The organism is Polymorphobacter sp. PAMC 29334 (genome assembly GCF_019431245.1).
GTDB classification, from domain to species: domain Bacteria; phylum Pseudomonadota; class Alphaproteobacteria; order Sphingomonadales; family Sphingomonadaceae; genus Polymorphobacter_B; species Polymorphobacter_B megasporae.
This window is the reverse complement of record NZ_CP080243.1, coordinates 2,956,358-2,970,597: the sequence shown is the minus strand read 5'-3', so window position 1 is coordinate 2,970,597 and position 14,240 is coordinate 2,956,358. Positions and strand designations below refer to the sequence as shown.

The 14,240-nt window shown below is 65.6% G+C and carries 14 protein-coding genes; 8 read left to right on the top strand and 6 right to left on the bottom strand.

The features are described from left to right. The first annotated feature begins 500 nt into the window (after positions 1-500). The 6 genes from KZX46_RS17805 to KZX46_RS17780 all read left to right on the top strand — a co-directional run bounded on the left by KZX46_RS17805 (position 501) and on the right by KZX46_RS17780 (position 4,102). Complete coding sequence (locus tag KZX46_RS17805) at positions 501-1,364, top strand: helix-turn-helix domain-containing protein (RefSeq protein ID WP_219775093.1); 864 nt, start codon at positions 501-503, stop codon at positions 1,362-1,364. Positions 1,365-1,493: 129 nt separating this feature from the next. Then, positions 1,494-1,859, top strand: a complete 366-nt coding sequence (locus KZX46_RS17800; protein WP_219775092.1) for a cupin domain-containing protein — start codon at positions 1,494-1,496, stop codon at positions 1,857-1,859. Between the two features lie 26 nt (positions 1,860-1,885). After that, positions 1,886-2,710 (top strand): alpha/beta hydrolase, encoded by an 825-nt coding sequence (locus KZX46_RS17795; protein WP_219775091.1) that lies wholly within the window; start codon positions 1,886-1,888, stop codon positions 2,708-2,710. A gap of 24 nt (positions 2,711-2,734) precedes the next feature. Then, positions 2,735-3,196, top strand: coding sequence for a carboxymuconolactone decarboxylase family protein (locus KZX46_RS17790; protein WP_219775090.1), 462 nt, complete (start codon positions 2,735-2,737; stop codon positions 3,194-3,196). A gap of 75 nt (positions 3,197-3,271) precedes the next feature. Then, positions 3,272-3,532, top strand: a complete 261-nt coding sequence (locus KZX46_RS17785; RefSeq protein WP_219775089.1) for a hexameric tyrosine-coordinated heme protein — start codon at positions 3,272-3,274, stop codon at positions 3,530-3,532. Positions 3,533-3,568: 36 nt separating this feature from the next. Continuing rightward, positions 3,569-4,102, top strand: coding sequence for a TolC family protein (locus KZX46_RS17780; protein WP_219775088.1), 534 nt, complete (start codon positions 3,569-3,571; stop codon positions 4,100-4,102). A gap of 141 nt (positions 4,103-4,243) precedes the next feature. Here KZX46_RS17780 and KZX46_RS17775 read toward each other — a convergent pair whose 3' ends face one another. The 5 genes from KZX46_RS17775 to KZX46_RS17755 are packed head-to-tail and all read right to left on the bottom strand — an operon-like array spanning position 4,244 to position 10,238. Further along, on the bottom strand, positions 4,244-5,500 hold the full coding sequence (locus KZX46_RS17775) for a TolC family protein (RefSeq protein WP_219775087.1): 1,257 nt from the start codon (positions 5,498-5,500) through the stop codon (positions 4,244-4,246). Beyond that, complete coding sequence (locus KZX46_RS17770; protein WP_219775086.1) at positions 5,493-7,922, bottom strand: ABC transporter permease; 2,430 nt, start codon at positions 7,920-7,922, stop codon at positions 5,493-5,495. The genes KZX46_RS17775 and KZX46_RS17770 overlap by 8 nt, the downstream gene beginning before the upstream one ends. Positions 7,923-7,933: 11 nt before the next feature. Next, positions 7,934-8,614, bottom strand: coding sequence for an ABC transporter ATP-binding protein (locus tag KZX46_RS17765; protein ID WP_219775085.1), 681 nt, complete (start codon positions 8,612-8,614; stop codon positions 7,934-7,936). A 10-nt stretch (positions 8,615-8,624) separates the two neighbouring features. Next, positions 8,625-9,905: an efflux RND transporter periplasmic adaptor subunit gene (locus KZX46_RS17760; RefSeq protein ID WP_226896035.1), complete on the bottom strand. Its 1,281-nt coding sequence runs from the start codon at positions 9,903-9,905 to the stop codon at positions 8,625-8,627. 27 nt (positions 9,906-9,932) lie between these two features. Then, positions 9,933-10,238, bottom strand: a complete 306-nt coding sequence (locus KZX46_RS17755) for a UrcA family protein (RefSeq protein ID WP_219775084.1) — start codon at positions 10,236-10,238, stop codon at positions 9,933-9,935. A gap of 201 nt (positions 10,239-10,439) precedes the next feature. On the opposite strand from KZX46_RS17755, the gene KZX46_RS17750 reads away from it, so the two are divergent. Beyond that, on the top strand, positions 10,440-11,825 hold the full coding sequence (locus tag KZX46_RS17750) for a sigma-54 dependent transcriptional regulator (protein ID WP_219775083.1): 1,386 nt from the start codon (positions 10,440-10,442) through the stop codon (positions 11,823-11,825). Beyond that, positions 11,815-13,149: a PAS domain-containing sensor histidine kinase gene (locus tag KZX46_RS17745; RefSeq protein ID WP_219775082.1), complete on the top strand. Its 1,335-nt coding sequence runs from the start codon at positions 11,815-11,817 to the stop codon at positions 13,147-13,149. The genes KZX46_RS17750 and KZX46_RS17745 overlap by 11 nt, the downstream gene beginning before the upstream one ends. 165 nt (positions 13,150-13,314) lie before the next feature. On the opposite strand, the gene KZX46_RS17740 is transcribed toward KZX46_RS17745, so the two are convergent. Further along, positions 13,315-14,085: a hypothetical protein gene (locus tag KZX46_RS17740; protein ID WP_219775081.1), complete on the bottom strand. Its 771-nt coding sequence runs from the start codon at positions 14,083-14,085 to the stop codon at positions 13,315-13,317. Between the last annotated feature and the right edge of the window lie 155 nt (positions 14,086-14,240).

Here is a 14,240-nt window from a genome sequence, read left to right as displayed (position 1 = left end):
TGCCGGATCGCACGAAGTCGTGTTCAATCGGGCGGTCCCGATCTTGTCCGTAATGCTCAATTATGCCGAGCTTCTCGGGTGTCGGCGCAAGGGCGCCAAGGCATTGCTCGGTACAAGCGCGAACTTCCTGAACGTTACCGATCGTCACTCGAATATCTACGGCCAGCGGGTCGGCGTACTCGACCTAACCGGAAACATCGCGATCTCGCTCCTGTCGAGCTCGAACCCCAACTGCGACTTTACCGTGAATACTCCGCGTCGACCTCGGCGCGGCGACGCTCAACATAGCCTAGGTCGCTAAGGCGGCAGCAATATTCCAGTCGCAGCTCCTTGTTCGTCCATAAGATCGCCCCGAGCCAAGCCTGCCTCCAAGAAACAGGCTTGAAACAGAGATCATACCGAACGGGAAATATACGATGTCAGCCGACCGTAGATGTACTAAGGTTCTATATCGACCTACGGAGCGGCTCGTGTCTCAGAGCGCAACCAGCAACCTCGACATGGCGTATTTCGAGGCACCCGAGACACAGACCGTTATCGCCAACACACTCGATCGTGGCGTCGTCAGTTTCTCGCGGGTCCGCGCTCTGCATGCATTGGGCTATATCACAACGCCGGTCCGGGAAGATGCCATCATGTTGGGCTTCCAGCACCGCGACGTCCAAGCCGACCTCTTCCTCGATAACCGCAAGGTCGCCGTGCGCGGACCGAATTATGGCGCCTTCACGATGTACGATTACCGGCGCGAGTGGGCGTGCTCGATCAACACCGGCTTCGAGGCGACAAACCTCTACGTGCCTCGAGCGGTGCTGGACGCTGCCTTCGACGACGGCCGGTCGGGCGACTTGGTCATCGAGGCCGGCGTCTGCGTCGTCGATCCTGTCATCGCCGGCCTCGTGATGGCGCTGGGCGGCGTCTTCGGCGGCAGCAGTCGACCAACGACCCTCTTTCTTGATCATCTCGGCTGGGCGCTGGCCGCGCATTGCGCGAGCAATTTCCTCGCTGCCCGCGGGCCCGTGACCGTGCCCACGGGCCAACTTGCGCCTTGGCAATTGCGCATTGCCAAGGACTTGATGGCCTCACGGCTAGACGGTGACATTCGGCTGAGCGAGATAGCTGCCGCCTGCGGCCTGTCGGTCAAGCACTTCGCACGGGCATTCCAGCGGTCGACGGCTTCACCGCCGCACCGCTGGCTGATGCAGCGTCGGATCGAGCGAGCTGAGAGCCTGTTGCTGTCGACGACCCGTCCACTGGCGGCGATCGCACTCGAGTGCGGCTTCACCGACCAAAGCCATTTCACGACGGTGTTCCGGCGGATCGTTGGCGTCCCACCAGGTGCCTGGCGTCACATCAGAAGAAACTGATCGACACCGCGGCTTTCGTGCAAGTCGAGCGCCTTTCCTGAAAGATCGGGTGGCACCGTCAAGCTAGGTCCCCGGAATGAGACGTACGGTCGGGGCGCCTATTCCATGAATGCTAAAAGTCTTTCGGTCATGCTGCTGCTTGGCGCAGGCTCGTTAGCGTCGGCGGAAGAGCGGGTGACGCCACTTGCCGCTTATGATCTGATGGACGGTGCCAAGCGCTCCACTGCGGTTGAGGTCAATTTCCTGCCCGGCGCGCGTGCCGCGCCGCACCGGCACGGCAGCGCGTTCCTCTATGCTTATGTGCTGGAGGGCGAGGTTCGCAGTCAGTTGGAAGGCGAGCCGCTGCGAACCTACCGAGCCGGGCAGAGCTGGATTGAGCGACCGAGTGCTCATCATCTGGTCACGGAAAATACGAGTGGCACCCGCCCGGCCCGCATCTTGGTGACCTTCGTCTCGCAGGGCGGCGAGCCGCTTAAGGTTCCCGACGTCCGATAGAGGCGCATGGCGAGGAGCAAAACCGCATGACGGATCCGCAGAAATTCTTGAGCCGCGATGGGGGCCGTATTGCCTTCCGGCGCTGGCAGCCTGCCGCGGCCGCGCGAGGCATCGTCATCATCGTTCCGGGATTTAATTCCCATAGCGCCTATTATGAATGGGTTGCGGAGCAGCTGAACCACGACGCCTTATTGGTCTTTGCGATCGACTTGCGGGGTCGCGGACAGTCAGACGGTGAGCGTTTCACGGTCGCGTCATTCGCGGAGTATGTCGGCGACGTCGACCAACTGATCGCGCTTGCCAAGACTCAGGAACCGGGGCTGCCGCTGTTCTTGCTCGGCCACTCGGCGGGCGGCGTGGTCGCGGCGCTATACGCGAGCGAGCGACAGGACGAGTTGCAGGGGCTGATCTGTGAAAGCTTTGCCTACGAGCTACCAGCCCCGGACTTCGCGCTTTCGATAATTAAGGGCCTGAGCCACGTCGCGCCGCACGCGCATGTCCTCAAACTCAAAAATGCGGACTTTTCGCGCGATCCTGCAGCTGTCGCCGCCATGGACGCTGACCCGCTGATCGCGAATGAGGCGCAGCCGGCCGAGACGCTCGCCGCGCTGGTGCGGGCCGATGACCAACTGCGGCAGAGTTTCGGCCGGATCGTCCTGCCATTGCTCATCCTCCACGGCGTCGAGGATAAGGCCGCCAAACCAAGCGGCAGTCAGTATTTCTTCGACGCGGCCGGGGCCACCGACAAGACGCTCAAACTCTACCCGGGGCGGTACCATGACTTGCTCAATGACATCGGACGCGACGAAGTCATCGGCGACATCTCAAACTGGCTCGATCTCCACCTTTAGCCAGTCCTTACGATGGAGGCAGGAATGACGGCACGACTGGACTATAACACCGCCAGCCCGCTTGGCATGAAGGCGCTCGGGCACGTTTATGGATACGTCCGGCAATCTGGCCTTGATGCGGGACTTGTCGACCTCGTCTATCTCAGGGTCAGTCAGATCAATGGCTGTGCCTATTGCATCGATGCCCACACCCGCGACCTGCTCAAGCGTGGCGTCGCACAAGACAAGCTGACGCTGCTTCCAGTATGGCGCGAGGCCGCCGCATTGTTTGGTGGCGAGGAACAGGCGGCGCTGGCCTGGGCCGAGACTGTCACGCGGGTCGCTGTCACCGGCATACCCGATGCGGACTACGAAGCGGCGCATCGCAGTTTCGATCCGCAGCGCCTCACCGACTTGACCATCGCGATCGGCCTGATGAACGCCTTCAACCGGCTCGGCGTCGGCTTTCGGGCTGTGCCGGCCGCCGCCCAGCAAGGCGCGGGCTGATCGCCTCGAAGACGCCGAATATCCCTGTCCGGGGGCCGCCGTATGACCCTCCCATCTCGAAACTGGAGATAGATCGTGACCCAAGTACCCCAACGCCCTCTTATCCCCGAAAACAGCCTGCTGACGAGGACGCCTGAGGACGGCCGGGCGCTCGCTATCATGCTTGCCCGCAACTCAATTCACGCAATGCAGGGTGAGCTGGAGACACTGAAGACAGGTCGTCCTCAGTACGCGCACGATCCCTATGGCCTGATCGCGGCAAGCCATGTCATCGCTGTGGAATTCGCGACGATCGCTGCGGCGAACAACTACTGGCGGCAGCCGCCGGCGTCATGAGATCGCCGCAAACCCGATCCTGTGTGCAGACGGCACATGCGATCTCGTTTGCCGGCCGCAGCGTTTCTACCCGACTTTGAGCTGACCGCCGCGGCGGGATATGTTGCACCCACTCTGCTCGGCAATCCGATCGGCGTATTCGCGCTCGGCGGCAATGTGCTCGCGCCGCTCGTAAACGGTGGGCGGTTGCAAGCCCAGCAGCAGATCGTAGCGGCGCGGCGCGATCAGGCATCCTTCAATTATCGCCGGGCCGCGCTTGTAGCATTTCGTGAGGTCGACGACGCGCTCGCAGCGGTCCGCCGACTCGATGAGCAGGAGCATACGATCGTGCTGCAGCGCGTAGCGTTGGCCCAATCCCTTCAGCTGGCCACGAACCGTTACCGCGCGGGCTATTCACCGTATCTTGAGCAACTCGACGCACAGCGGGGGCTCCATGCTGCCGACCTCGTGCTGGTGCAGGTTCGCGGCGACCGGCTGACCGCGGTAGTGACGGTTTTCCAGGCGCTTGGCGGCGGATGGAGTTCCGCAAAACTGGAGGCGAACGCAGCAAACGAACAGCTAAGTCGATGACTATAAGATGCGGTGAAGCGGGATACCTGGTCTTTGGACCGCACGAACGAACGGCGGGAGTCGCGAGCCCAAGAATGCGCTCGGCCGCGAGGACGACCTCATCGCCGATCCGACTCCTAAGCTCCTGCTCGAAAGTGATGGCTAGATCGGAGCTAGGAACAAGCTCACGTCGAGCCTGCCGGTCGCGCGAAGGAGTGCCGCTTCGGCTTCGAGCGCGCGGCTGTGGTCGCCGGCCAGCGCCAGCTGCGCCGCGCGCAGGCTTTCGTCCGCGACCAGAATGTCGAGCGTCGTGCGCAGGCCGAAGGCATATTCGGCGCGAACCCCTTTCAGCGCCACGTCCGCCGCCTCGACCCGGCCCGCATCGGCCCTGATCCGGGCGCGGGCACCCGCGAGCGCGGCCCAGGCGGCATCGACGCCGCGCAGCGTCTCGCGCTGTTGCGCGTCGGTATCGAACAGGTCGGCCCGATGTGCGGCGCTCGCCTGCCGGACCTGCGAGGCGACCAGCCCCCCGGTGAGCAGCGGCACATGTAGCCCGATCGTCACCGCCGTTGCCAGCGGATAGCCGTGCGTGCCGCCATCGGCGAAGCTTCCCGCATAGCCATATTGCGCCCCGAGCGCGACGCTTGGCGCGCGGTTGGCGCGCGCGACATCGACCCGCGCGGCGGAGGCGTCGGCGCTTCGCAGGCTTGCCTGCAGCAATGGATTGTCGGCGACGGCGCGGCTGCGGGCCTGGTCGAGCGTGCCGGGGAGCGCCAGCAGCGCTCGGTCGGGCAGCGCCAGTTTGCCCGGATCATGGCCGACGGTCGCGCGATAACGCGCTGCGGTGGTGATCAGTGTTGCATCGGCATCGGCGAGCGAAGCGACGGCGGAGGCGTGCTGTGCGTCGAGCTGCGCGACATCGGTGCGGGTCGAAGTGCCGAGCCGGAAGCGGGCTTGCGCCTCCGCCACCTGCTGCTGCAGCAGCGCGATGTCGGCCTCGGCGATCGCCACCGCCTGCTGGTCGTATAGCAGCTCGGCGTAGGCTGCGACGACGACCGTCAGAAGCGCCGCCTCGCTGTCGCGAACATTTTGATCGCCTGCGGCAACGTCGGCCTTGGCCGCGCGGACAGCAGACGGAACACGGTTGCCCGTCCAGATCGGCAGCGCAGCGGCAACAGTCGAGCTCGCGCCGCTGGAGTAGCCGAGCCGGTCATAACCCGCCGAAACATCTGCGGCGGCGGTCAGCCGCCCCCCGGCGCGAGCCTGCTCGACCGTCTCCCTCAGCGCCTGCTGCCGGGCCTGGGCGGCGGCAAAGGTCGGATTGGTCGACCGCGCCGCGAGTACCGCCTCGCGCAAAGTCTCGGCGGCGGTGGGGGAAGCGACGAGGATCGTGCCGAGCAGGAGCGCCCGCCTAATCATGCCGCAACGCCCATGCCGGGGTCGAGCGCGCCGCCCGTAGCGATTGGGCGAACACCGTCAGCACGGCGATGACGAGCGCCAGCAGTGTCGACGCGATGAAGAACAGCGGCGACAGGTCGATCCGGTCGTTGAACCCGGCCAGCCAGGTCCGCATGGCGAAATAGGCCAACGGCCACGCGAACAGGTTGGCGATCAGCACCGGGCGCAGGAACTGCCCGACGAGCAGCCGGACGATGTCGGTGGAGGACGCGCCCAGCGTCTTGCGGATGCCGATCTCCTTCACCCGCCGCGCGGTGTTGAATGAGGCGAGTCCCCACAGACCGACGCAACCGATGACCACCGCCAGCACCGCGCCGATGGTGAACAGCAGCGCGGAATGGTCGTCGCGTTCATAATATTGGTTGAGCGCCTGCACCACCGTCTTGGCCTGGAACGGCACCTCGGGTGCCTCCTGCCGCCATGCCTGCTGCACCGCCTCGAGCATCGCCTTCGGGTCACCTGTGAAGCGCAATATGGCGATCGGCTGCCGCATGTCGCGCAACTGGAAGTCGTACATGGTCGGTGGCACCGGTGCGCGCGGGCTGGTGAAGCGCATGTCCTCGACGACGCCGATGACCGTGCGCGGGTCCTTGCCGCCGACGGTCTTGCCTATCGCCACCTGTGGGCTGGCGAAATGCAGCGCCGTAACGCCCGAGCGGTTGAGGATGATATTCGAGGGGATCGTTCCATCTTTCCCGACGACGTCGAGGTTGGCATTGATGTCGCCGGGTCGGGCCGGATCGAACATTCTGCCGGCCACCAGATGGCCGCCGAGCGCCTCGAAGAAGCCGGGCGAAATCTCGAAAAAGGAGACCGATGGGCCATGGCCCGGCTCCCCGGGAATCTCGACGTTGGTTTGCGCGCCGAACAGGCCGCCGCCGGGTACGCCATTGGCGACCGTGACGGCCTGCGCGCCGGGGAGGGAACGAAGGTGATGAACGATCGATTCGCGTTGGCCAGCCGTCAGGCTGTCGCTGCCAAGCGAGCGCACGAGCAGCAGGCCCTGCCGGGTGTAACCCGGATCGGCCGAGCGGATATGGTCGGTCTGCGCGACCAACACGCCGGTGCCGATCATGAAGGCGATCGCGATGGCGAATTGCAGCACCACCAGCGCCTCGCGGACCCGCGTCCCCCAGCGCCCGCCACCGGGCGACCGCGCCGAGGCGAGTACCGCCGCCGCCGGAAACCGCGACAGCACCAGTGCGGGATACAGTCCAGCACCGACCCCGACCAGAATCACCAGCAGCAGCCACGGCAACAGCGTGCCGTCCCAGCCGAAATACTGGATCGACAGTGACAGGCCCCCAGCGGCATTGACCAGCGGCAGCCCGCTTTCGGCCAGCGCGAGGCCGATCACTCCGGCAATAGCCGCGGTGGCGACCGCCTCGCCGACATAATGGCGCGCGAGGACGGCACGGCTGGCACCCAGCACCTTGCGCATCGCCACCTCGCGCGCCCGCAACCCGGCTCGGGCCGTCGCCAGGTTCACATAGTTGACGGTGGCGATCAGCAGGGTCAGCACGCCGACGATGCCGAGCGTCGCCACCGCGAGTCTTGCACCTGCGGTCTCGAAGTGCACGTCGGCGATCGGCTGGAGCGAGATTTCGAAAGTGTTGTCGGGATCGTCTGGGGTTTCGACCCGGCTGTGCCTAGCCGCGACGGCGGTCAACTGGCCGATCGTCCGGCTGATGTCAGCGGGAGAAGGCAGCCGGACATAGGTCTGCGCTTCGAAGTAATTCCAGTAATGCGTACTGTTGAACGTGACGGGGGCAGGGGCCTCGGAAATGACTAGCCGCGCCAGCATGTCGAATTCAAGGTCGGTATTCCTCGGCAGGTCGGCGATCACCGCGGCGACGCGATAGGCGTGCGATGCCCCTTCATAGGTGATCGTCATCGTCTTGCCGATCGGGCTCGCCGTACCGAAATATTTCGTCGCGGTTTTTTGCGTCACGACGACGGCGGTCGGGTCGACCAGCGCCGCCGCCAGGTCGCCCGCCACGGTCGGCAGCCGGAAGACGGTGGCGAACGCCGGATCGACCAAGGCGAGCTGTTCATGCACGCCGATCCCGTCCTTGAGCACAGTGGCGCTTCGGGGCACGAGGCGCGTGCCGACGATGCCGGGCACGTCGCGGTGGACCGCGCTCCACATGGCGATCGGGGAGTATTGGCCCGGCCGGGGATCGAGCGCCTTTTGCCGGGCCTCGACCAAATAGACCTGGTCATGGCCGGGCAGCCAGCGCTCGTAGCTGGTCTCGAAGCGGACATAGAGCCCCAGCACGACGAACACTGCGATGCCCACGGCGAGCCCGCCGATGTTGAGCGTCGCGTAAAGCTTGTGTCGGGTCAGCGAGCGATAGAAGGTAAGGAGCGCGAAGCGGTTCATGCCGTCCCCCCTCAGATCGCGCGGGCGACGGAGGCGACGATGCGGCCGTCCAGCATGTCGATGCGGCGCCCCGCGGCGTCGGCGTGGGCGGGCGAGTGGGTGACCATGACGATCGTCGCCCCTTCGGCATTCAGGGCTTCGAGGATTCCCATCACCTGCGCGCCATTCTCGGTATCGAGGTTGCCGGTCGGTTCGTCCGCGAGGATCAGGCTGGGGTTGCCGACGATGGCGCGGGCGATGGCGGCGCGCTGCTGCTGGCCCCCCGACAACTGGTGCGGAAAGTGGCGGGCGCGGTGCGAAATGCCGACCCGGTCCATCGCCGCCGCGACCCTTGCCTTGCGGTCACCGGCGCCGGTCTTCCGATAGGTCAGCCCCAGTTCAACATTCTCGGCGATCGTCAGCTCGTCGATCAGGTTGAACGACTGGAAGACGAACCCCAAGGTCTCTGCGCGCAACTGCGCCAGTGCCGCCTCGTTCAGCGTCGCCAGATCGCGGTCGCCGAACAGATACGCGCCGCCGGTCGGACGATCGACGGTCCCGAGGATGTTGAGCAAGGTCGACTTGCCGCATCCCGACGGACCCATGATCGCCAGGAACTCGCCCTTGACGACGTGCAGGTCGATGTCGGCGAGCGCAGTCGTCTCGACCTCGTCCGAAGCATAGGTGCGTTGAATATTCTGGAGCCGGATCATGGGGCTGTTCCTAGCGAATGTTGATCATGGCGGCCTTGTTGAAGGCCGTGGTGCTGGAGGTGACGATGCGGTCACCGGCAATGAGACCCGACAGGATTTCGGCGCTTTCCGGGTTGCGCCGGCCGACCTTGATAACGCGGCGGCGTGCCGTGTGGCCGCCGGGGTCGAGGACGAGCGCCGAGGTACCGCCGCCGCTGTCGAGCCAGCCACCGACCGGGGCCAGCAACGCGGGGCGGGTGCTGCCGAGCGTCACGCGCACGTCGAGCGTCTGGCCGCGGTTGAGCCCGGCGGGCGGCTGCCCGTGGAATGCCAGCTCGACGCGGAAGCGCCCGTTAGTTACGGCGGGCAGCATCTTGGTGACGGTGAGCGCCGGCCCGGCATCGCCCGACGCCGGTTGCCCGACGGCGACGCGGCCGAGGTAATATTCGTCGACATCGGCGACCAGCTTCCAGCTATTTTCGCTGCCGATCTGCCCGGCCGGGTCGCCAGCCTTGAGCATCTGCCCCGGCTGGATCGTGAAGTTGGTCAGCCGCCCGGCGACCGGCGCGTGGATCGTCAAGGCATCGAGCCCCGCCTGCACCGCATTCAGGGTGCCGGTTAGGCGACCGCGCGTGTCGGCCAGCCGCGACGCCTGGAGGGCGGCAATCCGGTCCTCCGACGCTTTGCCCGCCTGAAGTTGGGCGAGGCGCTTTTGCTGATAGTCGGCCTCCTCCGAAAAGCTTGCGACGCCAGCATCCGAGACGAAGCCCTGGTCGTGCAACTGCTGGCGGATCGACAGGTCGCGACGCGCCTTGATGAGGTCGTAGCTGGTCGAGGCGGTCTGGCTGGCGCGATCGAGCCGGTTTCGCTCGAGCGTCAAATCCTGCCCCGAGACGTCGCCCAGCCGCCCGGCGATCTCCGCCTCCCGTGACAGGATATCGAGCTTCAACTGCGGGTTGGCGAGCGTCGCCAGCGGCTGGCCGGCGGCAACGCGCGCTCCGTCCTGCACCAGCAGCGCGGCCACTTGGCCGCCGGACTGCGTGCCGACGAAGGTCGTGATCCCCGGCGCCACGGTCGCGCGAACCGGCAGGTAGTCTGCGAACGGACCGCGGGTGACCGTGCCGGTCTCGATGTCGGCCGTCGCGACATCGGTCGAACCGCTGGCCGGCAGCAACCACCAGCCGATCCCGGCGGCGACCACGATCACCAAGCCGACGGCGATCCGGCGTACCCATTTGGGCACGCCGGCCGCGCGGACGACACGGCGGTCCATTCCGGCACCGCTCTCGGCTGGGGTGGTCGTTGGGGTCACGCGAGCCTCACGCTTGCCGATTTAACGTCACGACGCCGACTGGATGCGCTGCATCATGATGCGCGCATCGACGAGCGCGGCGCTGCGACAGGCCTTGGTCGCGATCGGCGCGTTGGCATCAAGGCACACGCTGTTTGCTGCAGAGCGCAGGCGGTGATCGAGCGTGTCGCGACCGGCGGCGCTGGAAAGGTCGAGGTCGGCGTACGACACCGTCTTTTGCTGGACGACGATTTCGGGGGAGATGGCGGCAGCGGCCGGGGCAACGGCCACTGTGCAGGTCAGCACGCTTGCAGCGGCAATCAGGGAGCGGGCAAATGAGTTCGACATGGTCATGTCCTTGCAGGAAGGCCGACACTGCGCCGGCCTCTGACCTGATCAGCGCAATCACCGTGCCAGTTATCTAATCACGCGTGTTTTCAGCGAGTTGACTACATCTGCCGTTATTCGAGCGTTTTTGGAGTGTCCACATACGGACACTTCGCTGTCCGCGAGCGGCCATTGGCACGCCCTGTGATTGCTGGCAGTCAGGCCGGCATGACGGTTTTGCCGAAGCTTTATGGCCTGTGCATCGTGGTCGACGACGACGATGATATCCTGCTGGCCGCCCGCCTGCTGCTGCGTGACCTGTTCGCCGAGGTGGTGACATTATCGTCGCCACAAGCCGCCTTCGACCTGATGGCGACGCGGTCGCCCGACGTCATCCTGCTCGATGCCAATTTTGCGCGCGGCGCGACCGACGGCGCGGAGGGGTTCGCCTGGCTGGGGAGAATCCTGGCGCACGATCCCGATGCGGTGGTCGTGCTGATCACCGCGCGCGGCGGCGTTCAGGTCGCTGTCGCGGCGATGAAGCAGGGCGCGACCGACTTCGTCTCCAAACCATGGTCGAACGATCGGCTGCTGACGACGGTTCGGACTGCCGCGGCGTTGCGCAGCTCGCGCCGGGCGACGTCGGTCGAGCGTGGCAAGATGGCGACGATCGCGTCCGTCCCCGGCGAGACGCCGCTGCTGGGCATGTCACCGGCGATGGCGCGTGTGGTGTCATTGATCGAAAAGGCGGGCCCGACCGATGCCAATGTCTTGATCCTCGGTGAGAATGGGACCGGCAAGGAGCTTGTCGCGCGGGAGTTGCACCGCCTGTCGCGTCGCGCGGCGGGGGTGATGGTGTCGGTCGATCTCGGCGCAATTTCCGAAAGCCTGTTCGATGCGGAGATGTTCGGCCATGTGAAGGGTGCCTTCACCGATGCGCGGGGCGACCGGATCGGGCGGCTGCAGGCGGCGGATGGCGGCACGCTGTTCCTCGACGAGGTCGGCAACCTGCCGCTCCACCTCCAGCCAAAGCTGCTGTCCGCGCTGGAACAGCGGCAGGTGATGCCGGTCGGCGCCAACCGCCCGGTGCCGATCGACGTCCGCGTCGTTTCGGCAACCAACCTTGGCCCGGCGCAGCTTGGCGACCCGGCAAGATTCCGGCAGGATTTGCTGTTCCGCCTTAATACAGTGGAGATCGAGTTGCCGCCGCTACGCGGTCGACGTGAGGATATCCCCTTGCTGCTGCAATATTTTCTCGACGTCTACCGGCGCAAATACGGTAAGCCGGAACGCTCGCTGCCGGCCGATGTGCAGGCCGAGTTGGTCGCCTATGACTGGCCCGGGAATGTTCGCGCTCTGCGTCATGCGGCCGAACGCGCGGTCATCCTGGCCGAGGGCGACCGGTTCACCGCCAGCGACTTCCCGCTTGCCCGCGGGTTGCCGACGACCAGCCTTCCGGCACCGGCACCATCCGACCTCAACCTCGACCGGGCCGAGCGGCACTTGGTCGAGCAGGCGCTGAAAAAGCATGCGTTCAACATCTCGAACGCTGCCGCCGAACTCGGCCTGACCCGTGGCACCTTGTACCGTCGCATGGAAAAACATGGGCTTTAGCCGCCGCTTCGACCTCCGGCTGGCGCTGCGGTTGGCGGTCTTCGCGGCGTCCATATTGCTACTTGGTTGGGTGCTGTCGCTCGGCAGCAGGCCTGCCACGACGCTCGTCATGGGCGGCGTCGTGATTTGGTCGGGGGCGGCGGTGTGGTCGCTCGCCCGCCGCACCAACCTCGAAGTCGCGCGCTTCGTCGCAGCGCTCGGACAGCGCGACCTCGTCCAGTCGTTCGCGCAGGCGGGTCGGGGCAGCGGCTTCGACGAGTTGGGACAGGCGTTCGATGCGGCGATCCGGACGCTGCGCACGGCGCTGGCCGAAAGCGCCGGCCAGAACCGCTTCGCCAGCGCCTTGGTCGACGGTACTCCGACTGCGCTGCTCGCTATCGACGGCGACGACCGCGTCGAAATGGTCAACAAGGCGGCGCGGCGGCTGTTTGGCGGGGTCAAGGGTGTCCGCATCGCGGATTATGCCCCGCTCGGCGCCGCCTTTACCGAGGCGTTGCAGGCGACCTCGGCGGGGCGGCAATCGACGCAGCTGCTCGTCGATGGCCTGCCGCAGCGCGCGATGCTGGCGGTCACCAGTGTCGAGCGCGGCGGTGCCCCGTGGCGGATCGTCTCGATCCAGATTATCCAGCACGAACTCGACGTCGCCGAGGTGCGGTTGCAGTCCGATCTCGTCCGGGTCCTGACGCACGAGATCATGAATTCGATGACGCCGGTGACCTCGCTTGCCGCCAGCGCGGCCACGCTGATGGCTGGGCTCGACGGCTGCGCGGACACTCGGATCGCGGATGCGCGCATCGCGGTCGAGACGCTGGCGAAAAGGGCGGCTGGCATCATGCACTTCGTCGAAAGCTACCGCGCTTTCGCGCAAGCCCCCGCGGTCACCATCGCCCCGTTCGACGGCCGGGCGTGGACCGACCAGCTGGCCCGGCTGTTCGCGGCGACCACGCTCGGGCCAACCGTTCGGCTCGAGGTGATGCCGATCGTCGCCGATCCGATTGTCGTGGGCGACATCGAGCTGCTGACACAGGTCGTGCTCAACTTGCTGAAAAACGCCGCCGAGGCGGCGTCGGATCACGGCGACACGCCGCGCATCGTGCTTTCGCTCGCTGCACTCCCGGACGGTCGCACCAAAATCGCGGTGTCGGACAATGGCCCCGGCATACGAGCGGAATATCAGCAGGACGTTTTCCTGCCCTTTTTCACAACCAAGCGCGCTGGCACCGGCGTCGGGCTGACCTTTGCCCGGCAGGTCGTTCTGCTGCACGGCGGCGCGGTCGGAATCGTTCCAACGGCCACCGGAGCCTGTGTCGAAATCGTTTTTTGAAGATACGCGTGTCCTGGGAAGAAGTCTCTAGGCGGGCTTAGACCGGCTGCGGCATGTCCCGCTTTCGGCGCCAATTCGAAATATTCAGGACACTCCGCGCTTCCGAGGCGAACATGGTGCCGGACTGCTTTGCGACCCCGCGCAACAGCTTGCGTCAGCAAGCGCTTAGTCGAAGACGGCGGCGAGGCTTTCGACCGTTGCGCCTTCCTTGACCGTGCGCAGCTCGACGTAGGTCGCGGCGATGATCGTCGCGAGGAGCATCGCTGCCAGTGCGCTGAGCGAGCCCGCCAGGAGGACGGCGGGACTGAGCGGGGAAGGAATGCCGCCCTGAAGGCGCGCCGCGATCCCGCTGATGAGCGCCGGCGGCACCAGCAAGATCAGTCCCGCGACAAGGAACAGGCCGAAAAGCCGCCAGCGCGACCCCTTGGTCAGCGCCCTGCTGCGGCCCATGCTAGCCAGAACGCCGCGGCGTTCTTCGACGAGAGCCGGGACCGACACCGACCACATTAGTGCGAAGATGATGCCGGGGACAAGAAGAAGCATCATGCCGAGCACGATGCCGAAATAGACGAAGATCCCCACGCCGATCAGCGGCAAAATGAGCGGTAACGCCGTCTTGAAACAGTTTCCGAAGGTCGGGCGGCTGCCGTTCAAGTCGGTGACCGTCGCGTGTGCCAGCATCGCCTGCGCGACGACGTTTAGGATTAGGCCGAACAAGCCCCCCGCGAGCGTATAGGGCAGCAACGTCAGCGGCTTGAGCGCCATGCCAGCGGCGATTTGCGAGGTCAGGGCGACCCGGATCAACTCGCCCGGGATGAATAGGCAGACGATGGCAATGCCAATATAAAGTAGCGGATTACGCCCGATCGCCCTGAACGAGTGGCTGAGAATTCGGCCGATATCAATCTTTTCGGCGGCAAACGGAGTCGTGGCCATAGTCTGAGTCCCCACCCTTGGCGTTGTCGCCAGTTTTCCCGAGATCGGCAGCGAAGTCCAGTGGCGGCTGCGGCAATCGCTCGCCGGGCGACGACACCCAAACCAATGAAGCGCGGCCGCAGGAGCGCCCCTTGCGCTGTCACGGCGGGGCTGCG

Excerpts from the sequence above, each read along its gene's own strand:
- KZX46_RS17805 (WP_219775093.1), top strand. The coding sequence starts at position 501 with ATGGCGTATTTCGAGGCACCCGAGACACAGACCGTTATCGCCAACACA.
- KZX46_RS17800 (WP_219775092.1), top strand. The coding sequence starts at position 1,494 with ATGCTGCTGCTTGGCGCAGGCTCGTTAGCGTCGGCGGAAGAGCGGGTG.
- KZX46_RS17795 (WP_219775091.1), top strand. The coding sequence starts at position 1,886 with ATGACGGATCCGCAGAAATTCTTGAGCCGCGATGGGGGCCGTATTGCC.
- KZX46_RS17790 (WP_219775090.1), top strand. The coding sequence starts at position 2,735 with ATGACGGCACGACTGGACTATAACACCGCCAGCCCGCTTGGCATGAAG.
- KZX46_RS17780 (WP_219775088.1), top strand. The coding sequence starts at position 3,569 with ATGCGATCTCGTTTGCCGGCCGCAGCGTTTCTACCCGACTTTGAGCTG.
- KZX46_RS17775 (WP_219775087.1), bottom strand. The coding sequence starts at position 5,500 with ATGATTAGGCGGGCGCTCCTGCTCGGCACGATCCTCGTCGCTTCCCCC.
- KZX46_RS17770 (WP_219775086.1), bottom strand. The coding sequence starts at position 7,922 with ATGAACCGCTTCGCGCTCCTTACCTTCTATCGCTCGCTGACCCGACAC.
- KZX46_RS17765 (WP_219775085.1), bottom strand. The coding sequence starts at position 8,614 with ATGATCCGGCTCCAGAATATTCAACGCACCTATGCTTCGGACGAGGTC.
- KZX46_RS17755 (WP_219775084.1), bottom strand. The coding sequence starts at position 10,238 with ATGACCATGTCGAACTCATTTGCCCGCTCCCTGATTGCCGCTGCAAGC.
- KZX46_RS17750 (WP_219775083.1), top strand. The coding sequence starts at position 10,440 with ATGACGGTTTTGCCGAAGCTTTATGGCCTGTGCATCGTGGTCGACGAC.
- KZX46_RS17745 (WP_219775082.1), top strand. The coding sequence starts at position 11,815 with ATGGGCTTTAGCCGCCGCTTCGACCTCCGGCTGGCGCTGCGGTTGGCG.
- KZX46_RS17740 (WP_219775081.1), bottom strand. The coding sequence starts at position 14,085 with ATGGCCACGACTCCGTTTGCCGCCGAAAAGATTGATATCGGCCGAATT.